Below are 19,088 nucleotides of genomic sequence, written 5' to 3' on the forward strand. Positions count from 1 at the left end.
AAGCGCCTCGATCACCTATCCGCCAGCGCCAGCTTAGCGCCGAGCATGACGAAGGCGCCGGCAAAAGTCCGGCGCATCCAGGTCAGCACCATTGGCCGCGACACGACATGGCTGCGGATCGACGCCGCGAAGATGCCGTAGCCGACAAAAACCACGAAGGTCAAAAACATGAAGACCGAGCTGAGCTCCAGCATCTTCGACAGTGCGTTGGGTTCGGTGGTGCTGACGAATTGCGGCAGGAAGGCGAAGAAGAAGATCGACAGTTTCGGATTGAGCACGTTGACGAGGATGCCGGTGGCGATCACCTTGCCAGCCGAGCGCGGCGCGACATTGTCCTCGACGCTCAGGCCGCCTTTTTCCTTCAGCGTGTTCCAGGCCATGTAGAGCAGATAGGCGACGCCCAGATATTTCAGCGTCTCGAAGGCGGCAGCACTGGTGTGCAGCAGCGCCGCCAGACCGGTGATGGCGGCCGCCATATGCGGGATGATGCCGAGCGTGCAGCCGAAGGCGGCAATGATCGAGGCCCGCGCACCACGCGAAAGCCCGGCGCTCAGCGTATAGAGTACGCCGGTGCCCGGCGAAGCTACGACGATCAGCGACGTCAACAGAAATTCGATGCTCACGATGATTTCCTCCGGCGCCCTACCCTGACGCAGCCTAGCCAGCAAGCGGGGTGCGCACAAGCGACAGTCATTACAGCATGTCGCGGCGATAGGATTCGCCGACCCGCTGTAAGCTTCTGATTTTATGCTTGTCGTCGTCCCGGAACCGAGGACACTTCCGGGCGACATGCATTCGCCGCCAGGAAGCCGCCGCTAAGAGGTGGAAATCCGAGCGCCCGGCGCGCCATCAGGCACTCGTCGTCGCCAGGCATGCAGGCGCGGCAGACATCCGGGCGCAGGTCATAGATGGCGCAGGCGGTCGACTTGCCGACCTCGCCAGACAGGGCCGAACAGCGCACGCCGTTACAGCGCATGCCCGACAGGTCGGCCGCCACGTATTTTTCCGGGATGCGGTCGAGCTGCGCATCGTCCTCTGTCGAAAAGCGCGGCCACTCGGCTGAATAGGAACAGCACGCGCCGCAGCTCTGGCAATCGAACATAGGAGCGATGCCTGGTTGGGCCGACGGCAGGCTGGTCGTGGCTGCCTGGGCAAACGGCCCCGCCGCGGCAAGATTGCGATCGGCGTCCCGCGGCAAGGCGCTACTTCTTCTTGCCGGTCTTGCCCTTCGGTGCGTCCGCTGGCGACTTGAACAGATCGGTCGCTGCCTGGTCGGCGGCGGCGGCCTTCGGCGCGGCAACCGGCTTGGCCGGCTTTGCGGCGGGAGCCGGCGCTGCCGGCTGATCCTTGGCGGAGAATTTTATGGCCATTTCAATCCTCGTCGGCGAAACGCGATGATGGTGCGCGCGGATTGCGCAAGCGGCCGATCAACGCCGAAACCGCCGTGATGTTCATTTCCTCGGGCGACCAGTTCCTGGCTTCCGCGATGTGGTGCGCGGCCAGCTCACGATGCGTGCTGCCGCTATAGGCGGCATCCTGATAGGTGACCCGCTCATGGGTCTTGGCGTCTTCGCGGACATATTCGATGAGGTAGTTCGGGCACTCGGCCCGGCCGCGCACGCCGACGCGCACCTGGGCATCGCCATGGGCGCGCTTGCAGCGTTCGAGCTTTTCCAGCACGCGCCGGACATATTCGACCGGCTTGTCCAGGGTCTCGACCATGTCGGCGATGGTCGCATCGGCCGCGATTGGCGTTTGCGGTACGCGCTTGGTGCCCATCAGCGTTTTCCGGCTCGTTTCGGCAGCGCCGCGAGTGCCGCGGCCGCCGCCATCTCGTCGGCCTCTTTCTCCAGCCGCAGCTCGCGCAGGCGCGCGGTCTTGGCTTCCCGCGCTTCGCTGACGGCATCGCGTTCGGAAATGATGCGGTTAAGTGACATCGACTGGGTTTGCGTTTTGCTGAACAGCGACACGGCCGGATCGACGGCTGTCTTCGAATGGGCGGTCAAAATCTTTCTCCTGTCAGGAGCCTGGTGCCGATAGGACGAGACCGGGTCTTCGGTCGGGGCCATGCACAAAGCGATGCGGCAGCGGATTCAAGATGCTGGAGCGTCCCTTAGCACGTTCAGCCCAATGCGCAGCGCATTTTCGGCGGCAACAAGCGTAAAATGAAAAAGGCCAGGCACCGCCTGACCTTCCCTGGGAGCGCCGCGCATCCAACTGGATGCACAAGGCAGCTCCTGATGGGCAGCAGAAGCCGTGGAAACTCAAGTTCCCGTAGCCATGCGCCCGAATTCGCCGTTCACCGGTGCCAGTACATCCGTGGTCACCGGGACGGCTGAATTCTTTCTTCAGGCCGCCTTCAACTGGTCGGCGGACATCTTGCCCGACTTGTTGTCGCGGACCATCTCGTAGCCGAGCTTCTGGCCCTCGACGATGTCGCGCATACCGGCGCGTTCCACGGCCGAGATGTGGACAAAAACGTCGGCGGAGCCGTCGTCAGGCTGAATAAAACCAAAACCCTTGGTGGCGTTGAACCACTTAACTGTGCCGGTGCTCATGACGAACCCTTTCCATGGCAAATATTCGTTCGCCGTCATGCGGATGCACAACGTCGTTTGTCTCGATTTTTGATGTGGGAAGTTCGTCAAAGGCGCGCTCGGAAGCGCGGATAACAAAAGTCAGTCAAACAAATATCGACGACTTTCTTCTACGCGTGTTTCAGACGCCTGTCAAATGTTGCGCCATCGATCCGAGAATTCGACGGCTGGAAGCGCGTCATCTGGCCAATGTCCATGCTGAACAAGCGCCCGCACCTGAGCGTTGCCGGCGGCCGCTCAGCGTTCCTGGTCGGTCGGTCTGATGACGATCTCGTTGACGTTGACGCGCGCCGGCTGGCCGACGGCATAGAGGATGGCGGCGGCGACATCCTCGGCGGTCAGCGCTTCCATCGTGGCGAGGCGCTGGTCCAGCCCCGCCTTCGAGGCAGCGTTGGTGATATGGTCGCCAAGCTCTGTGCGCACCAGGCCGGGCTCGATCACGGTGACGCGAACCTTGTCCGCATAGACTTCGCGCCGCAGTGATTCCGAAAAACCGACAACACCAAATTTGGTCGCCGCGTAACCGCTGGCGCCGGGATTGGCGACGCGGCCGGCGACCGACGAGACATTGACGATATGGCCCTTGGCAGCCTTGAGATGCGGCAGCGCCGCCTTGGTGACGCCCATCAGCGCCAGCAGGTTGAGTTCCACCATATGGCGCCAGTCATCGAGCGTTGCCTCCGCTGCCGGCGAGAGCAGCATCACGCCGGCATTGTTGACAAGGATGTCTAGCCGACCCCATTCGGCCACCACCTTCCCGACCATGGCCGCGACATCGTCATTGCTGGTGACGTCGGCCTCGATGCGCAAAGCCGTTCCGCCGATTTTTTCGATGCGGGCGGCCAGAGCTTCGAGCCTATCGACCCGACGGGCGGCGACCGCCACCCTTGCCCCGGCAGCAGCCAGTGCCGCAGCCGTCGCCTCGCCAATGCCCGAGGAAGCGCCGGTGACGAGAGCAACCTTGCCGGCAAGCATGGAAGAAACGGTCATTGCAACATCTCCAAAGCGCGCCGCGCCAATGCTCCTAGATAGGCCATCCCGATAAACGGGGAAGGCCACTTCGCAGATGGGTCCTATTCATCCGGCCCCGGCTCCGGCCACGGCTCCTTCGCCGCTTCCGCATACCATTGGCGCATGGCCGGCAGCGCGAGGATGGCGTCGACATAGGCCTTGGTGTCGGGCGCCAGATCCCCACCATAGGTGTCGAAGCGGGTGACGACAGGCGCATACATGGCGTCGGCCGCGGTGAAATGGCCGAACAGAAACGGGCCGCCCTTGCCGTGTTTCTCGCGACACTCGCGCCACAGCGCCTCGATGCGGGCGCGTTGCGCCTCGCCCTCGGCGTCGAGTGGCTTGTGGCCCTTTGGCCGCCGCAAATTCATCGGCCAGCCATAGCGGACTTCGCGAAAACCGGAATGCATCTCGGTCGCCGCCGAACGCGCCAGCGCCCGGGCGCCGATATCGGCCGGCCAGAGCTTTTTCTCCGGAAAGAGATCGGCGAGGTATTCAAGGATGGCAAGGGTTTCCCAGACCATTCCGCCAGTGTGGTTCAAGGGCTTGTGAACCAAGACAGGGACTTGACCTGTCGGCGACACGTTCGCCAGGTTGGCGGCGGTTTCGGGGGTGCGCAGCCGCACCAAGACCTCTTCGAACGGTATCTCCAGGTGCCGCATCGCCACCCAGGGCCTGAGCGACCAGGACGAGAAGCACTTGTTGCCGATATAGAGCGTGAATTCCGACATTTGTCCCCCTTGGCGGTTTGCTCCTTGCGGAGTGCGCTGGCCGGCACCCTAGCCTGCCGGCGCGGCGCCCGAAAGACACCCTGTTTCGCCGACATAAGCGGCGGCTGTCGGAACCGAAACCGTGCCGGCTCGTTTGCCAAGGCGAACCAAACCCGGGAGATGCGAAAATGGTGAACAAGGATCAGGTCGCCGGTGCGGCCAAGCAGGTAAAAGGCTCGGTCAAGCAAGCCGCCGGCAAAGTGACCGGCGATAGGCAGACGCAGGCAGAAGGCATGGCCGACAAGGCCACCGGCAAGGTGCAGAAGGCCTATGGCGACGCGAAGGACAAGGTCAAGAAATCGCTTGACCGCTGAAGAAAGGGCCGCGTCGAGCGGCCCTTTTCACGTCTTCAGCGATTTGCTGAAAGCGGTGGTGAAAACCACGGCGCCATGATCGTCGCCGGCTTCGCCCAGCACGACGTCCAGGCTGTCGCTGGTGACACGTGCCAAGGCGAAGCCGCCCATATAGGCGGCTTTCGGCTTGAAGAGATCGAGGCCGTCGCGTTGATAGATCATCGGCACCTCGTGCTGGTGACCGTGGAAGACGGCAACGACGTTGTAACCCTTCAGGGCGGCCAGCAAGGCCTGGCGGTCCGCATCGCTCCACCAATGCGGCGCGCCCTTGCCGTCATCGTCGAATGCTCTCTTGGCGGGGTCCCACCGTTCTATCGAAAAAGTATCCCAGCCATAGTGCTGGAACAGGATGACCGGGCGCCCATCCGCCGCATAAGTTGCGAGGTCCTGCTTGAGCCAAGGCAGGCTGCTGTCGGCGCCATGGCCGGTGTCGCCGGCGAAGCGATGGGTCTGCACCAGATGCAGGCCACCCCAGTCCCAGGAATAGCAGTCAGTGTCGACGTCGTAGCTGGTGGCCGGCACCGGCGGCTTGAAGAACACGCCGGCGCGATGATTGACCTCGACATAGTCGCGCATTTCACGCCGGTACCAGTCGACATGGTGCGGCGGGCCGTTCTGATCGAGGTCGTGATTGCCGAGCCCGACATAAACCGGAATGTGTACACGGTCGGGGCCCATGCCTTGCTGATAGCGCTGGCTGAACTGCAGAAGCTGGGTGCCTTCGCTGGGCTCGGTGATTTGGCCGCCGCCATCGTCGGTGATGTCACCGCCAACGACAAGGCCGAGCGGCGTGCCGATGCGGCTGCCGGCCGGCCGCAGGCCCGTGGCGATACCGTTGATCCGCGCCGGCCAATCCTTGTCACTGATGGCGTTCAACGCCGCGACGTTGCGCAGCAGCGCCGCGTCCGTCTTGCCTTCCAACTTGCAATTGGGGCTCAAGCCGCTCGCCATGCGGCAGGCATGGACGTCGGCGACGAACAGGAAGGTGGCGTCGACGGGCTGGATGCGCTGTCCGGTCTGGCCGAGCGCCGGACGCGAAAGCGTACCGGCAGCCGCAAGACCGGCGGCCTGCACCAGAAAGCCGCGTCGTGAAAACAATAGGGACGGAAGGCGATTCATCATCGGCGGAATTCAGCACAAGCGGCGTCTGTCCGTCCAGCTTGGTCGCGACGTCAGAGCCGGGCCCCAGCGATCCACCTGCCTCAAGTGGCGCCATGCCGGCGCAGCACCCTGCGACGTCGCCGCGCCACCGGCTCGCCCTGCGATGATGCCGCTTGCGAGGCGCTCCGCTCCAGCGCCGCTAGGCAATCGCGCAACGGGCCGGCGTCCTGCGCCGTCTTGGCCATCGACATGGCGCCGGAATAGGCGGCGACCGCAAACACCGCAAAATGCTCGGGATCCGTGCCTTGCTCCCTGCCCTCCCGCTGGTCGGCCCTGATCTTGTCGGCGATCGCTTGGCGCCATGCCGAAAAGACGCCGGCAAGGGCATTCCGAAATTCGGGATCGGCGAGCGACAGTTCATGGGCCAGATTGTTGAGGGGGCAGCCGCGCACGAAACCTTGCCGTTCCAGTTCCGCCGCCACGGCGTCGAACACTTGACGCACGCCCTCGCGGGCCGAAGCCGCCTGCCGCACCGGCGCGATCCACGTCTCCTCGACCGCCGCCGCCACGCGCTCGTCGATGACCGCCAGCGCCAGCGCCTTCTTGGTCGGGAAGTGATGATGCAACGCGCCACCGCTGACGCCTGCCGCCGCCATCAGGTCGCCGAGGCTGGAAGCATGATAGCCGCGTGCCTGAAACGCTGCCTCGGCGACATCGAGCACTTTGCGGCGCATGCCTTCGGGGTCGTTGATGCGTTTGCCTCGGACTCGCCCTGGCCGGGTGTTGAGCTCTGCTGACATTGTAAAAGGATAGCATGTTGACAAAACAGGGCAACCGGTCTGTTTATAAACAGGACGATCAACCTGTTTTGGAGAACCCGCGGATGAGCCCGATCCCGAATGCCACGCCTAAGCCGGCGGTACTCGCCTCGCCGATCGTCGAATTGCGGCAGTACACGTTGAAGCCTGGCCGGCGCGAAACGTTGATCGATATCTTCGACACGCAGTTCATCGAAAGCCAGGAAGACGCGGGGATGACCATCATCGGCCAGTTCCGCGACCTGGACCGCCCCGATATGTTCGTCTGGATGCGCGGTTTCGAGAGCATGGATGCGCGCAAGGATGCTCTGAGCGCGTTCTATGACGGCCCGGTATGGGCGGCGCACCGCGACGCGGCCAACGCGACGATGATCGATTCCGACGATGTGTTGCTGCTGCGGCCGGCGTGGCCGGATGCCGGCTTCGATCTGTCGGGATTGCGCCGGCCAATGGCCGACATGGCCAAAAGCACAAGCGAACGAAGCGGGTTGCCCGGCCTGGTTGAGATTTCGATTCATCATTTGCGGCCGGGCATCGGCGCCGACTTCGCCGGGCGCTTCCAGGCGGAGATGGTTGCGCGGCTTGCCCAAACCGGCGCGCGCCTGCTTGGCGCCTTCCTGACGGAGCCGGCCGCAAACACCTTCCCGCGGCTACCCGTGCGCGCCGGCGAAAACGTCTTTATCACCGTTGCCGGCTTCCCCGACGGCGATGCCCACGCCAGCCATCGCCTCGCCACTTCGCCGGCGTGGCAGGCACTTGGCCAGAACATGCAGGGCATTAGCACTAAGCCGGCCGAAACGTTGCGGCTGGTGCCCACGGCCCGATCGCTGTTGCGGTGATCAGCGGCCGGACAGCAGTCCCGCCATCGCCGAGGCGACAAAGGCCGGGTCCTCCCAATGGGGATTGTGACCGCAATTTTGCGCCCAGACGAGACGGGATCCGGTCAGCGCGTCGGCCAAGGCCTGCTGGTGCGGCTCGTCGAATAGCGGATCGCAGGCGCCGGCGATGATCAGTGCCTTGGCCCGCACGGCCCGTGCCTCGGCGGTCAGGTCGGTGATGCGGACTTCCTCCAGAATGGCACGCCAGCGGGCCGCAGGCATGGCGGAAGCTTCCGTCGCCAGGCCCGCGAGGAACGTCCGCGGCACCGAGGTTTGGCACGCATGCCACCAGGCAAAGAACGGGTCGGCCGGCGATATCGGATCGTGCAAGGCCAGGATGCCGACCGGCAACGCATGGTCCGACGTGAAGCCGGGCTTCAGCGTGCTGGCCAGCACGACCAGGCCTCCGATCAAGTCCGGCTGCCGGGCGGCCAATGCAATTGCCACCATGCCGCCCAGCGAATGACCGACGACGATAGGCCGGTCCAGCCGCAGATGCCGGATCAACCCGGCAATATCCTCGGCGAAATCAGCGACGCGGTAGCCGCCGCCCGCCTGCGAGGCACCATGGCCGCGCAGATCGGGCATGATCAGCCGGCGGCCAGCCAGATGCGGCGCCAGCAGCGAAAAGCTGCGGCTGGTGTCGGTGAAACCATGGATCAGCAACAGCGGCGGCCCGGCACCGGCGATCTCGACATAGGCGATGTCGAGATCGCCGATATTGACCCATTGCTTGCGACCAGCCCAGGCGTTCTGTTCCACACAGGTGATGGACAAAGCGTCCGGCGGTCTCACAGGCCGAGCTTCTCCTTGACGGCGGCAAGACCGGGCTTGCCATCGAAAGTCGTGACACCGGCGAGCCAGGCATCGAGACGGTTCTTGTTCAGCGTGATCGCCTTCAGCGCCCCGTCCTCTGGCTTCATGCCGTCATTGATGAGGTAGCCCATGCCGACATTCTCGAAGTCGATGTCGAAGACCAGGTTCCTGAGGAACTGCGCCACGTTAGGACATTCCTGCAGGTAGCCCTTGCGGACCTGCGTCGTCACCGTCGCGGCGCCGAAATTCGGGCCAAAGAACTTGTCGCCGCCTGTCAGATACTTGAAGTCGTACATGGTGTTCATCGGATGCGGCGCCCAGCCCTGGAAGACGATGAACTGCTTCTCCTTGATCTCGTAACCGACCTCCGACAGCATGCCGGCTTCGCTGGACTCGACCACGTGCCAGCCATCGAGGCCGAAGGCCGGATCGGCGATGGCGTCCATCATCAGCTGGTTGGAGCCGGGCTCGATGCCATACATCTTCTTGCCGAACTTGTCGGCGAACTTGTGCAGGTCGGAGACGTCCTTGACCCCTGCCTCCCAGACATAGGTCGGCACGGCGAACGTGTATTTGGCGCCGACGAGATTGACACGCACATTCTCGATCGAGCCGTCCTTCTTGTAGGGTTCGTAATAGGTGACCATCGCCGGGTCCCAGTAGCCCAGGAACAGGTCGAGATCCCGGTTCTTCATGCCTTCGTAGATGACGTTGATGCCCAGCACCTCGCTCTGTGGCTGATAGCCGAGCGCTTGCAGGAGCACATTGCCCACACCCGTGGTGAAAGCGAGATCGTTCCAGCCGGGCTCGGCCATGCGGACCACACGGCATTGCTCGGCGTCGGCCGCCTGGGCAGCCTGCGAGGCCAAGGCCAGCGCGGCCAGACAGCTTGCAAGGATACGCACCATTTCCGTTCTCCTTATTGTATTGACCCATCGGTCTTTTTATTGCCCCATGGGTCAATGATTGATCTCGCGGGGCGAAAATGTCAACGTGGATTCGTGAGGCATGGAACAATCTCGTGAAACTGAAACGCCTTGGCGACATACGCCGAAAGGAATTGCGCCAGGCGGCCTTCGCGGTTCTGGAGCGCGAAGGCATTGCGGGGGCGACGCTGGAAAAAGTCGCCGCCCATGCAGGCGCCTCCAAAGGCATCGTGCTGCACTATTTCCGCAACAAGCAGGAATTGTTCGAGCACGCCATGCGCGAGGCCAACGCAGTCCTATGCAACGCGGTGGTCGCAAGGCTTCGCCGGGCGCGGACTTCGATGGAACGCCTGGACGCGGTGATCGAGGGCAATTTCGAGGAGCATCTCTTCCTGCCGCCTCTATGCCATGCCTGGCTTTCGCTCTGCGCCGAGGTGCCGCGCGATGAAAAGCTGGCGCGCATCCAGAAGGTGATCCATGGGCGCATGCGCTCGAACCTGTTGTCCGGCCTGCGCGGCCTCGCCTCACCTGGGGAGGCCGACGATATCGCGCTTGGCGTCACGGCCTTGATCGACGGACTCTGGCTTCGGCTCGGCCTGCAGCCGGGCAGCGTCTCGCGCGAACAGGCGATCCGGCAGGTCAAGGGCTATGTCGCCGCGCGGCTGGCTACTCAGGAGCGCTCCACCGCCAGCGCGTGAAACCGACCCGCACGTCGTCCGGTTTTCGCGCTGCGACGGGTCTCAGGCCAGCCGGTCGTCGGGCGCTTGCGCCGGACGCCGGCCGAAGTTCATACCCTGGGATAGCCTGATGACTTGACCCCGTCACGGACATGCGGTGCGATCCCTCTGTTTGATGGCAAACGCATGGTGAGGTGCGTGATGAGGCTTCACGGCAAGCGGACGTTGATCACCGGCGGATCGGATGGCATCGGCCTGGCGATCGCCGAGGCATTCCTGCACGAGGGTGCCGATGTCCTGATCGTCGGCCGCGACGCGGGCAAACTCGACACCGCTCGCCAGAAGCTTACGGCCCTCGGCTCGACAGGCATGGTGACGACATTGTCGGCCGACCTCGCCACCAACCCCGGCCTCGCAGCGATCGTCGAGCAGGTGAAAGAATCCGGCCGGCCACTCGACGTTCTCGTCAACAATGCCGGTGTCGCCTATCTCGTGCCGTTCGAGAGTGTCAGCGAGGCACAGTTCCAGCAATCTTTCGCGCTCAATGTGACGGCGGCGTTCTTCCTCACCCAGGGGCTGCTGCCGCATCTCGGTGCAGATGCATCCGTCATCAACATCTCCTCTTATTTCGCCAACAAGATGATCCCGAAACGGCCATCAAGCCTCTACTCCCTGTCCAAAGGCGCGTTGAACTCGCTGACCAAATCGCTGGCCTTCGAACTCGGTCCGCGCGGCATCCGCGTCAACGCAATCGCACCCGGTACGGTGGATACGGCAATGCGGCGCAAGACCGTCGACAACCTGCCGGCCGAGGCACAGGCGGAACTGAAAGCCTATGTCGAGCGCAGCTATCCTCTCGGCCGCATCGGCCGGCCTGACGACCTCGCCGGGATGGCGGTCTATCTCGCCAGCGACGAGGCTGGCTGGACCAGTGGCGGCATCTTTGCCGTCGACGGCGGCTACACGGCGGGGTGAACTGCCTGGCCGCTATGGCGCGGCAACTTCACCAGCGGCGCTTTCCACAAATCCAAGAGCGCCCACAACGTCCAGGATCTGAAGGCGAATCCAGCGATGAGGGGGCTCGTCGTCTCGGCGTGCGTGCCAGTACATCCTGATTTCAGGAACGGCGATGGGAAGTGGCGGCTCGAAGATGGCGAGAGGCAGGGTCTTGGCTGCCCAAACCGCGAACTGCCTGGGAACCGCGGAAAGGTAGTTTCCGTTTGCGACGGCCAACGCGACAGCTTGAAAGTGAGGCAGTGCCAGGCTTACACGGCGGCTTCGCCCGATTTTGCGGAGCGCCTCGTCGGTGGAGCCCGACATCGAGCCGTCGATAGAGCGAAGAACGTGCGGCAGTTCGCAAAAAAGCTCAAGCGGAATAGGCTCGCCCCCTGCGATCCCCGCCATTCTGATTGCAGCATTGTTTTGCGCCGCAATGATTGCGAATGGCGAATGGAACAGCGGTACGCTGGAGACCCAATCCAAGACCTCCAGCGGACGTTCGAGAGCCACATCGATTTCATCGTCCTGGAGCAGACGCGAAACATCGCCTCGCGCGCTATCGAGAAACCGTAACGACGCATGCGGCGCGATAGCCGCGACGCGCACCGCCAGTGTCGGCATCAGTAGCATGGAAAAGAAGTCCGCCCCCATGAGCGTGAAGGTTCGCTCAAGTTCCGCCGGATTGAACGAATGCGCCGAATGAAAGGCGCGTTCGATCTCGCGCAGTGCCGCGCGCACCGGCTCCGTCAGGCTTTCGGCGCGCGGGGTCGGCACCATGTCGTTGCCGCGCCGCACGAACAACTGGTCGTTGAGGACATGACGCAGGCGATTGAGCGCGGCGCTCACGGCGGGCTGGCTCAGCCCGATCTGCTCGCCGGCGCGCGTCACGCTTCGTTCGCGCAAAAGCGCATCGAGCACCCTGACCAGATTGAGGTCGAGCGCATTTAAATTCATGGCATCAATCCGCCCCATACGATCATTGGATTTCCATCGGCGGCATGCACCTGATCAGATCCTTCCGACCGCGACCCGTCCGAGGTCAACAAAGGAGGAAGAACCATGACAATGACCGTCGGGACCATTACAGGCAAGGAACTCTTCTGGTTCAACAACACACTGGTTGCAATTCGGATATCGTCGGCGGAGGGCGAGGACGGCATCTGTGTCGTCGAGCACCGCATGCCCCATGGCGATTCTCCGCCGCTGCATGTGCATCGGCACGAAGACGAGGTGTTTCATATCCTAGAAGGACAGCTGCGCGTTCGGATCGACGGACAGGAGCGGGTCGCTGGTACCGGCGAGACCCTCATTGCGCCGAAAGGCCTGCCGCACACATACAGGGTCGAATCTCCAGAAGGTGCGCGCGCTCTGACCGTCACGCGCGGCCGCGGGTTCGAGACGATGCTGCGTCAGGCGAGCCGCCCCGCCGGACAGCCGGAATTGCCGCCGCTGTCCGAGCCGACGCCCGAGATGATCGAGGCTCTGGTGCGGATCTGCGCGGAAAATGGCATCGATATTGTCGGTTCGCCCTTGAGTTGAGAACGCGAAGCCGCCGATCTCTGCTCCAAGGGTTCCAGTGGGGAGATCGGAAGCATCTTCAACCGATTTGCATCCGCAGCCGCGTTATTCTCCGCTTGAAGCCATTTGTGCAACGCGATACGCCGTTGCCCAAATCGACAGACCGGAGCCTTGCCGTGAGCACGCCAAAGACGAGAACCGAAACCGACACGTTCGGCCCCATCGAGGTCGCCGCCGACCGTTATTGGGGCGCCCAGGCGGAGCGTTCCCTCGGCAATTTCAAGATCGGTTGGGAAAAGCAGCCGGTTTCGATCGTACGCGCGCTGGGCATCGTCAAGCGGGCGGCGGCGGAAGCCAACATGGAGCTCAAGCGGCTCGATCCGGCCATCGGCAAGGCGATCATCGAGGCCTCGCAAGAGGTCATCGACGGCAAGCTCAACGACCACTTTCCGCTGGTGGTCTGGCAGACCGGCTCGGGCACGCAGTCCAACATGAACGCCAACGAGGTGATCTCGAACCGCGCGATCGAGATGCTGGGCGGCGTCATGGGCTCGAAGAAGCCGGTGCACCCCAACGACCACGTCAATATGAGCCAGTCCTCCAACGACACCTATCCGACGGCCATGCACATCGCCTGCGCCGAGCGGATCGAGCATGACCTGATCCCCGCTCTGCACCACCTGCACAAGGCGCTCGCCGCCAAGAGCCGGGACTTCAACCACATCATCAAGATCGGCCGCACCCACACGCAGGATGCCACGCCGCTGACGCTGGGCCAGGAATTCTCCGGCTATGCCGCGCAGGTCGCCTCCTCGATCAAGCGCATCGAGCAGACGCTGCCCGGGCTGCAGGAACTGGCGCAGGGCGGCACCGCCGTCGGCACCGGCCTCAATGCGCCGGTCGGTTTCGCCGAGCGGGTGGCCGATCGCATCGCCGCCATTACCGGCATTGCCTTCGTCACCGCGCCGAACAAGTTCGAGGCGCTCGCCGCACATGATTCCATGGTGTTCTCGCACGGTGCCATCAATGCCGCGGCCGCGGCACTGTTCAAGATCGCCAACGACATCCGTTTCCTTGGCTCCGGCCCGCGCTCGGGCCTCGGCGAATTGTCGCTGCCGGAAAACGAACCCGGCTCCTCGATCATGCCGGGCAAGGTCAACCCTACCCAGTGCGAGGCGATGACGCAGGTCTGCGTGCAGGTGTTCGGCAACAATGCGGCGCTTACCTTCGCCGGCAGCCAAGGCCATTTCGAGCTCAACGTCTACAATCCGCTGATGGCGTACAATTTCCTGCAGTCGGTGCAGTTGCTCGCCGACGCTTCGGTCTCCTTCACCGACAATTGCGTCGTCGGCATCGAGGCGCGAGAGGACAACATCAAGGCGGCACTCGACCGTTCGCTGATGCTGGTAACCGCGCTTGCGCCCACCATCGGCTACGACAACGCCGCCAAGATCGCCAAGACCGCGCACAAGAAAGGCACTACGTTGCGCGAGGAAGCGTTGGCAACCGGACTGGTCAGCGAGGCCGACTATGACCGTCTGGTGCGGCCGCAGGACATGACGCATCCGGGGTGAAGGCATTTTTCGGCGGGAGAATATCCTCACGCCAGCGCATCGACCGACATGAATTTCCGCTTTTCACCGGTTCACAGAAACGTATTCCTGTGAACAATGTGTCGCCGGATAGGCGGCTTTGGTGAACAGTCGGCATGCTCTATCTGACGGGCATCAACCCCATTCGGAGAGCCACCATGTCCACAAACACCTCCTTCGCCGGCAGCGGCACCGCGTCCAACAGCTCTGTCACCATCCTTGTCGGCCGTATCCTGCTCGCGGTCATTTTCCTGCTTTCGGGATTCGGCAAGCTCACGGCCATTTCCGGCACTGCCGCCTATTTCGGCGGCCTCGGCCTGCCGGCGCCGACGGCGACGGCCGTCATCGTCGGACTGATCGAGCTGCTTGGCGGCCTTGCCGTCCTCGTCGGCTTCCAAACCAGGGTCGCCGCCTGGGTGCTCGCGATCTTTACGATCGCGACCGGGCTGGTCGCCCACACCGGCTGGGCCGACCAGATGCAGATGATCCAGTTCCTCAAGAACGTCGCCATCACCGGCGGTTTCCTGCTGCTGGCCTCCTCGGGTCCCGGCGCGTATTCGATCGACGCCAAGCGCGGCTGAGGTTTTTTCCTCCCAAGGATCTGAAACGAGCGGCGCGGAATTTTCCGTGCCGCTTTTTCGTTATGTGACCACAGGCCTACAGCACGTCGCGGCAAATAGATTTCGCCCGAGCTGCTGTAAGCTTCTGATTTTATGCATGTCGTTGTCCCGGAACCAAGGACACTCCCGGGCGACATGCATTAGACTGCAATGGTCGCCGGCGACCGTGCCGGCAAGGGAGGGAGCCATGGGTCGCAGTGCATTGCTTCTGGTTTCGCGGCTGCTGTTTGCCGTGCTGTTCGTGCCGTCCGGCTTCCAGGCGCTCGCCAACATCGCCGGCACCACCAGCTATTTCGCCGGCCTCGGCCTGCCGCTGCCGGCGCTCGCCGCCTGGGGCACCGGCCTTTTCGAGTTGATCGCGGGGCTGCTGATCCTCGTTGGTTTGCGGACGCGGATCGTCGCACTGTTGCTGGCCGGCTTCTGCATCGCGGCCGGCTATATCGGCCATTATGGCCAAGGCGCCGGTGACGCGACGCTCGTCTTCCTGCACCAGCAGATGCTGATGAAGGACATCGCGATATCGGGTGGTTTCCTGGCGCTTGCCATGGCCGGCCCCGGCGCATGGTCGGCCGATGGGCGCGGCTTCGGCATAGGCGCCGACGCGACTTGACTACTTCGCCGACACGCTCTGCCCGCCCTCGACCGCCAGCACCAGGCGGCGGTTGGTGATGCGCGCCAGTTGCGCCAGCCGGCCGGCCGGGCGCTCGCCGTATAGGTCGGAGAGCGAGGCCGGCAGCACCAGCGCCAGCGCGCCGTTGGGGCGGCTTTCCCATTTCAGCCTCGGCATGATGCCGGGCATCGCGGCCGTCAGCAGATAGACGACGCGCATCATCGCTGCCAGTACGCGGGCGCGCTCCAGCAGGCGCGGCGGCGCCAGCGCCCTGATTTCGGGCGCCACCAATTCATTGAAGACGCCATCATGACGGTAGGCGTTGGTCAGCGCCAGGTAGGCGCGGCCGGGATGATCGACACCGATGAACGAGGCATGCGCAATGATGTTGAGCGACTGCTTGCCGCGATATTCCGGATGAGCGCGCCAGCCGATATCGGCGAGCAGGCAGGCGGCGTGGCGATAGCGCGCTTCGTCTTCCGTCTCGTCGATGCCGAACGCCTTGAAGGCCTTGCCGGTCCATTCGACCAGGTCATGCGCGTGATGGACCGAACGCGAGCGCAGAAGCGCAAGCTCCTCGGCGGCCGAGATCAGCGGATCGGCCTTCTGCTCGGCCGCGTCGAGCAGCGAATAGAGGAAACCCTCACGCACGCCTTGCGCCGAAACGACGATCCTGGACGGCTGCATCGCCGTCATAATCTCCTGCAGCACGAGAGCGCCATAGGGCAGCAGCGAGCGGCGGTTCTTGGAGACGCCCTCGATACCCCTCACCTTTTCGACTTCGCCCCTGGCCACCTGCTTGAGGAAGTTCTGAGCGCTTTCGGCCGATATTTCGTAGTGGTGCATGACGCCGAGCGGGTAGTTGTTCATCTCCATATGCAGCCTGGCGAGGTTTCGCCAGGTGCCGCCAACAGCGTAGAAAGTCCTGCCTTGTCCGCCCTTCAAGAGCTTGGCCCGGGCCAGTTCCTGGCGCGCGATCTTCTGCGCCTGGACGAGCGAGTTCTTCGCCATGTCCTGCAGGCGCAGGCCGCCGAGCGGCAGCGTGATGCCGTCGCCGATCGCCTCGCCATCAATGTCTATAAGCTCCAGGCTGCCGCCGCCAAGGTCGCCGGCAATCCCGTTGGCCGGGTGGAAGCCTGAGATGACGCCGAACGCGGAATAATGCGCTTCCTGGCGGCCGGAGAGCACACGGATTTCGGTCTTGAGCACATCCTCGGCACGATGGATGAAATCGGGACCGTTGATCGCCTCGCGGGCGGCGGCGGTTGCCAGCACGTACATGTGTTCGGCGCCTGCCTGGTCGGAGAGCGCTCGGAAACGGCGAAACTCCTCCATCGAGCGCGCCACACCCTCGGGGTCCAGCTTCCCCGTCGACACGATGCCGCGGCCGAGGCCGGCCAGCATCTTTTCGTTGAACAGCATGGTCGGCGAGCGCGCCAGCCCCTCATAGACGACGAGGCGGATCGAATTGGAGCCGATGTCTATGATGGACAGCGGTCGGCGGTCCTGCAGCCGGCCCTGGGAATTGGACAGCATCAGGTGGCAGCGTTCTTCTTGCGGCGCTTGAACTGCGCGATTCGCTTGGGCGCATGCGATTTCAGCGCGTCACCCCGTCCCGACAGGCTCGGATTGGTCATGAAATATTCCTGCGCGTTGAACGGTTCCTCACCCTCCTCCAGCACCACGCGCCGGGAGGTTCCATCTGCCAATACGTCGAAACTTTGCTGATTGTCCATGATGTTGCCCAGCATGATCTGGCCCAGAATCTGTTCATGCACAGTTGGATTGGTGATCGGCACCATGGTCTCGACGCGGCGGTCGAGATTGCGCGGCATGAGGTCGGCCGAGGAGATGTAGACGATCGCCTCGTCCGACGGAAGGCCATGACCGTTGCCGAAGCAATAGATGCGGCTGTGCTCCAGGAAACGGCCGACGATCGACTTGACCCTGATGTTCTCCGACAGGCCCGGCACCTGCGGCCGCAGGCAGCAGATGCCGCGCACGACGAGGTCGATCTCCACTCCGGCGCGGCTGGCATCGTAGAGCGCGTCGATGATGATGGGATCGACGAGCGCGTTCATCTTCATCCAGATACGCGCCGGCCGTCCCTCCAACGCATGGGTGACCTCGTCCGAAATGTGCTGGAGGATGCGGTTCCTCAGCGTGAACGGCGAGATCGCCAGCCGCATCTCCGCGGTCGGCTCGGCATAGCCGGTGATGAAATTGAACAATTGGGCGACGTCGCGGGCGATCGTCGGATCGGTGGTGAAGAAGGACAGGTCGGTGTAGATGCGCGCGGTGACCGGGTGGTAGTTGCCGGTGCCGAGATGGACGTAATTGCGCAGCTTGCCGTCCTCGCGCCGCACCACCAGCGACATCTTGGCGTGGGTCTTGAGTTCCAGGAACCCGAACACGACCTGCACGCCGGCGCGTTCGAGATCGCGCGCCCAGCGGATATTGGCCTCCTCGTCGAAACGCGCCTTGAGCTCGACCAGTGCCGTCACCGACTTGCCGGCTTCGGCCGCATCGACCAGAGCACGCACGATCGGGCTGTCGTTGGAGGTGCGATAAAGCGTCTGCTTGATCGCCACCACTTCGGGGTCGGCCATCGCCTGGCGCAGGAACTGCACCACCACGTCGAACGACTCATAGGGGTGATGGACGACGATGTCCTTCTCGCGAATGGCGGCGAAACAGTCGCCGCCATGCTCGCGGATGCGCTCGGGAAAGCGTGGGTTGTAGGGGATGAATTTCAGGTCGTCGCGGGGAACGGAGACGATCTCGGAGATCTGGCTGAGCGCCAGCGGCCCGGTGAGCACGCTGATGCGGCTCGACGAGACGCCAAGCTCGCCGGCGACGAAATCGCGCAATTCCCCAGGCATCAGCTTGTCGAATTCGATGCGGATGACGGAGCCGCGGCGGCGGCGCTTCAGCGCCGTTTCGAACAGGCGCACGAGATCTTCCGATTCCTCTTCGACCTCGATGTCGCTGTCACGAATGATGCGGAACGTGCCGGAGCCCTTGACCTCGTAGCCGGGGAAGAGCTTGCCGATGTAGAGGCCGACCGCCTCCTCCAGCGGGATGAAGCGGACATGGTGCTTGCGGTCCGGCAGGCGGATGAAGCGCTTCAGCGCCACCGGCAGGCGCAAGAGCGCGCTCATCTCCTCGCCATTCTTGCGATGGCGAAGCTGCAGCGCCATCGAGAAGCCGAGATTGGGAATGAACGGGAACGGATGCGCGGGGTCGATCGACAGCGGGGTGAGCACGGGAAACACCTGCTCCTGGAAATGGTCTTCCAGCCAGACCTTCTCGTCCTTGGTCAGCGCGTCGCGGGTGATGCTTTCGATGCCTTCCTTGTTGAGCAGCACCGTGAGTGCCGACAGGCTCTTCTGCTGGTCCTCCTGCAGCCGCTCGACCTCACGCAGCAATTGTTCGAGCTGCTGTTCGGGAGTGCGTCCGTCCGGGCTCTTCAGCACGATCCCCTCGCGCACCTGGCCGGCAAGGCCGGCGACGCGCACCATGAAGAACTCGTCGAGATTGGCGGCCGAGATCGACAGGAAGCGGACGCGCTCCAGAAGCGGGTGATGGGTGTTCAGCGATTCCTCGAGAACGCGGCGATTGAACTGCAGCCAGGAGAATTCGCGATTGACGAAGCGGTCCGGATTGCCTTCCGGGCTCGCTGCCGCGACATTGTTGAATTCGCTCTGTACCGGCTTCAGTTCGTTCATGATTCCTGCTCTTCCGCGCGCCTCAGCCGGTTAACCGGCTTAACTTATCCTGTGGCAGGCTTTTGCGACAGTTC

23 protein-coding genes are annotated in these 19,088 nt (G+C 63.4%); 8 read left to right on the forward strand and 15 right to left on the reverse strand.

Features of this window, described 5'->3' with window-relative positions; genetic code table 11:
• Positions 1–11 precede the first annotated feature (11 nt).
• The 8 genes from LB557_RS03170 to LB557_RS03205 form a co-directional block, all read right to left on the reverse strand.
• Positions 12–623, reverse strand: coding sequence for a LysE family translocator (locus LB557_RS03170; RefSeq protein WP_224641460.1), 612 nt, complete (start codon positions 621–623; stop codon positions 12–14).
• Between the two features lie 122 nt (positions 624–745).
• Positions 746–1,102: a YkgJ family cysteine cluster protein gene (locus tag LB557_RS03175; protein WP_224641536.1), complete on the reverse strand. Its 357-nt coding sequence runs from the start codon at positions 1,100–1,102 to the stop codon at positions 746–748.
• A 100-nt stretch (positions 1,103–1,202) separates the two neighbouring features.
• Positions 1,203–1,370 (reverse strand): hypothetical protein, encoded by a 168-nt coding sequence (locus LB557_RS03180; RefSeq protein ID WP_015318394.1) that lies wholly within the window; start codon positions 1,368–1,370, stop codon positions 1,203–1,205.
• Between the two features lies 1 nt (position 1,371).
• Positions 1,372–1,779 carry a hypothetical protein gene (locus LB557_RS03185; protein WP_224641458.1) on the reverse strand — a complete coding sequence of 136 codons (408 nt, stop codon included), beginning with the start codon at positions 1,777–1,779 and terminating at the stop codon, positions 1,372–1,374.
• Positions 1,779–2,006, reverse strand: coding sequence for a hypothetical protein (locus LB557_RS03190; protein ID WP_015318396.1), 228 nt, complete (start codon positions 2,004–2,006; stop codon positions 1,779–1,781). Before LB557_RS03190 ends, LB557_RS03185 begins: the two co-directional genes overlap by 1 nt.
• A gap of 342 nt (positions 2,007–2,348) precedes the next feature.
• Positions 2,349–2,558, reverse strand: coding sequence for a cold-shock protein (locus LB557_RS03195; RefSeq protein WP_010915421.1), 210 nt, complete (start codon positions 2,556–2,558; stop codon positions 2,349–2,351).
• A 276-nt stretch (positions 2,559–2,834) separates the two neighbouring features.
• Positions 2,835–3,587 carry an SDR family NAD(P)-dependent oxidoreductase gene (locus tag LB557_RS03200; RefSeq protein WP_015318397.1) on the reverse strand — a complete coding sequence of 251 codons (753 nt, stop codon included), beginning with the start codon at positions 3,585–3,587 and terminating at the stop codon, positions 2,835–2,837.
• An 83-nt stretch (positions 3,588–3,670) separates the two neighbouring features.
• On the reverse strand, positions 3,671–4,339 hold the full coding sequence (locus LB557_RS03205; protein WP_224641455.1) for a glutathione S-transferase family protein: 669 nt from the start codon (positions 4,337–4,339) through the stop codon (positions 3,671–3,673).
• A 167-nt stretch (positions 4,340–4,506) separates the two neighbouring features.
• Between LB557_RS03205 and LB557_RS03210 the strand changes: the two genes are divergently transcribed.
• Positions 4,507–4,692, forward strand: coding sequence for a CsbD family protein (locus LB557_RS03210; RefSeq protein ID WP_015318399.1), 186 nt, complete (start codon positions 4,507–4,509; stop codon positions 4,690–4,692).
• Positions 4,693–4,719: 27 nt separating this feature from the next.
• On the opposite strand, the gene LB557_RS03215 is transcribed toward LB557_RS03210, so the two are convergent.
• Complete coding sequence (locus tag LB557_RS03215) at positions 4,720–5,853, reverse strand: metallophosphoesterase (protein WP_224641453.1); 1,134 nt, start codon at positions 5,851–5,853, stop codon at positions 4,720–4,722.
• 80 nt (positions 5,854–5,933) lie between these two features.
• A complete protein-coding gene (locus LB557_RS03220; protein ID WP_224641451.1) occupies positions 5,934–6,566 on the reverse strand; it encodes a TetR/AcrR family transcriptional regulator in 633 nt (210 codons plus the stop codon).
• Between the two features lie 149 nt (positions 6,567–6,715).
• Between LB557_RS03220 and LB557_RS03225 the strand changes: the two genes are divergently transcribed.
• A complete protein-coding gene (locus LB557_RS03225) occupies positions 6,716–7,489 on the forward strand; it encodes an NIPSNAP family protein (RefSeq protein WP_140824689.1) in 774 nt (257 codons plus the stop codon).
• Here the strand turns inward: LB557_RS03225 and LB557_RS03230 are convergent, their stop codons facing one another.
• Both LB557_RS03230 and choX read right to left on the reverse strand, forming a co-directional pair.
• Positions 7,490–8,323 carry an alpha/beta fold hydrolase gene (locus tag LB557_RS03230; protein ID WP_224641448.1) on the reverse strand — a complete coding sequence of 278 codons (834 nt, stop codon included), beginning with the start codon at positions 8,321–8,323 and terminating at the stop codon, positions 7,490–7,492.
• On the reverse strand, positions 8,320–9,252 hold the full coding sequence (gene choX / locus LB557_RS03235) for a choline ABC transporter substrate-binding protein (RefSeq protein WP_140726236.1): 933 nt from the start codon (positions 9,250–9,252) through the stop codon (positions 8,320–8,322). Before choX ends, LB557_RS03230 begins: the two co-directional genes overlap by 4 nt.
• A 77-nt stretch (positions 9,253–9,329) precedes the next feature.
• On the opposite strand from choX, the gene betI reads away from it, so the two are divergent.
• Both betI and LB557_RS03245 read left to right on the forward strand, forming a co-directional pair.
• Positions 9,330–9,968, forward strand: a complete 639-nt coding sequence (betI, locus tag LB557_RS03240; RefSeq protein ID WP_140664782.1) for a choline-responsive transcriptional repressor BetI — start codon at positions 9,330–9,332, stop codon at positions 9,966–9,968.
• 180 nt (positions 9,969–10,148) lie between these two features.
• Positions 10,149–10,922: an SDR family NAD(P)-dependent oxidoreductase gene (locus LB557_RS03245; RefSeq protein ID WP_224641534.1), complete on the forward strand. Its 774-nt coding sequence runs from the start codon at positions 10,149–10,151 to the stop codon at positions 10,920–10,922.
• Positions 10,923–10,934: 12 nt separating this feature from the next.
• Here the strand turns inward: LB557_RS03245 and LB557_RS03250 are convergent, their stop codons facing one another.
• Entirely contained in the window at positions 10,935–11,900 is a 966-nt protein-coding gene (locus tag LB557_RS03250; protein ID WP_140617262.1) for a LysR family transcriptional regulator, read from the reverse strand.
• 105 nt (positions 11,901–12,005) lie between these two features.
• On the opposite strand from LB557_RS03250, the gene LB557_RS03255 reads away from it, so the two are divergent.
• The 4 genes from LB557_RS03255 (at position 12,006) to LB557_RS03270 (ending at position 15,286) form a co-directional block, all read left to right on the forward strand.
• On the forward strand, positions 12,006–12,485 hold the full coding sequence (locus LB557_RS03255) for a cupin domain-containing protein (protein ID WP_140617162.1): 480 nt from the start codon (positions 12,006–12,008) through the stop codon (positions 12,483–12,485).
• A gap of 155 nt (positions 12,486–12,640) precedes the next feature.
• Positions 12,641–14,038 carry a class II fumarate hydratase gene (fumC, locus tag LB557_RS03260; RefSeq protein WP_224641446.1) on the forward strand — a complete coding sequence of 466 codons (1,398 nt, stop codon included), beginning with the start codon at positions 12,641–12,643 and terminating at the stop codon, positions 14,036–14,038.
• 176 nt (positions 14,039–14,214) lie between these two features.
• A complete protein-coding gene (locus LB557_RS03265) occupies positions 14,215–14,637 on the forward strand; it encodes a DoxX family protein (RefSeq protein WP_015318405.1) in 423 nt (140 codons plus the stop codon).
• Positions 14,638–14,863: 226 nt separating this feature from the next.
• Entirely contained in the window at positions 14,864–15,286 is a 423-nt protein-coding gene (locus LB557_RS03270; RefSeq protein WP_140617165.1) for a DoxX family protein, read from the forward strand.
• Here the strand turns inward: LB557_RS03270 and ppx are convergent, their stop codons facing one another.
• Both ppx and LB557_RS03280 read right to left on the reverse strand, forming a co-directional pair.
• Positions 15,287–16,822, reverse strand: coding sequence for an exopolyphosphatase (ppx, locus tag LB557_RS03275; protein WP_224644200.1), 1,536 nt, complete (start codon positions 16,820–16,822; stop codon positions 15,287–15,289).
• A complete protein-coding gene (locus tag LB557_RS03280) occupies positions 16,822–19,014 on the reverse strand; it encodes an RNA degradosome polyphosphate kinase (RefSeq protein WP_015318408.1) in 2,193 nt (730 codons plus the stop codon). The genes ppx and LB557_RS03280 overlap by 1 nt, the downstream gene beginning before the upstream one ends.
• Positions 19,015–19,088 lie beyond the last annotated feature (74 nt).

Origin of the sequence: Mesorhizobium sp. BR115XR7A, from assembly GCF_020165315.1 — a bacterium.
In the GTDB taxonomy this organism is placed as follows: domain Bacteria; phylum Pseudomonadota; class Alphaproteobacteria; order Rhizobiales; family Rhizobiaceae; genus Mesorhizobium; species Mesorhizobium australicum.

What these genes read in the sequence shown, in the direction of transcription:
- LB557_RS03175 (WP_224641536.1), bottom strand. Translation starts at nt 1,102, where the DNA reads ATGTTCGATTGCCAGAGCTGCGGCGCGTGCTGTTCCTATTCAGCCGAG.
- LB557_RS03180 (WP_015318394.1), bottom strand. Translation starts at nt 1,370, where the DNA reads ATGGCCATAAAATTCTCCGCCAAGGATCAGCCGGCAGCGCCGGCTCCC.
- LB557_RS03185 (WP_224641458.1), bottom strand. Translation starts at nt 1,779, where the DNA reads ATGGGCACCAAGCGCGTACCGCAAACGCCAATCGCGGCCGATGCGACC.
- LB557_RS03195 (WP_010915421.1), bottom strand. Translation starts at nt 2,558, where the DNA reads ATGAGCACCGGCACAGTTAAGTGGTTCAACGCCACCAAGGGTTTTGGT.
- LB557_RS03200 (WP_015318397.1), bottom strand. Translation starts at nt 3,587, where the DNA reads ATGACCGTTTCTTCCATGCTTGCCGGCAAGGTTGCTCTCGTCACCGGC.
- LB557_RS03205 (WP_224641455.1), bottom strand. Translation starts at nt 4,339, where the DNA reads ATGTCGGAATTCACGCTCTATATCGGCAACAAGTGCTTCTCGTCCTGG.
- LB557_RS03210 (WP_015318399.1), top strand. Translation starts at nt 4,507, where the DNA reads ATGGTGAACAAGGATCAGGTCGCCGGTGCGGCCAAGCAGGTAAAAGGC.
- LB557_RS03215 (WP_224641453.1), bottom strand. Translation starts at nt 5,853, where the DNA reads ATGATGAATCGCCTTCCGTCCCTATTGTTTTCACGACGCGGCTTTCTG.
- LB557_RS03220 (WP_224641451.1), bottom strand. Translation starts at nt 6,566, where the DNA reads ATGCGCCGCAAAGTGCTCGATGTCGCCGAGGCAGCGTTTCAGGCACGC.
- LB557_RS03225 (WP_140824689.1), top strand. Translation starts at nt 6,716, where the DNA reads ATGAGCCCGATCCCGAATGCCACGCCTAAGCCGGCGGTACTCGCCTCG.
- choX (WP_140726236.1), bottom strand. Translation starts at nt 9,252, where the DNA reads ATGGTGCGTATCCTTGCAAGCTGTCTGGCCGCGCTGGCCTTGGCCTCG.
- betI (WP_140664782.1), top strand. Translation starts at nt 9,330, where the DNA reads ATGTCAACGTGGATTCGTGAGGCATGGAACAATCTCGTGAAACTGAAA.
- LB557_RS03245 (WP_224641534.1), top strand. Translation starts at nt 10,149, where the DNA reads ATGAGGCTTCACGGCAAGCGGACGTTGATCACCGGCGGATCGGATGGC.
- LB557_RS03250 (WP_140617262.1), bottom strand. Translation starts at nt 11,900, where the DNA reads ATGAATTTAAATGCGCTCGACCTCAATCTGGTCAGGGTGCTCGATGCG.
- LB557_RS03255 (WP_140617162.1), top strand. Translation starts at nt 12,006, where the DNA reads ATGACAATGACCGTCGGGACCATTACAGGCAAGGAACTCTTCTGGTTC.
- LB557_RS03265 (WP_015318405.1), top strand. Translation starts at nt 14,215, where the DNA reads ATGTCCACAAACACCTCCTTCGCCGGCAGCGGCACCGCGTCCAACAGC.
- LB557_RS03270 (WP_140617165.1), top strand. Translation starts at nt 14,864, where the DNA reads ATGGGTCGCAGTGCATTGCTTCTGGTTTCGCGGCTGCTGTTTGCCGTG.
- ppx (WP_224644200.1), bottom strand. Translation starts at nt 16,822, where the DNA reads ATGCTGTCCAATTCCCAGGGCCGGCTGCAGGACCGCCGACCGCTGTCC.
- LB557_RS03280 (WP_015318408.1), bottom strand. Translation starts at nt 19,014, where the DNA reads ATGAACGAACTGAAGCCGGTACAGAGCGAATTCAACAATGTCGCGGCA.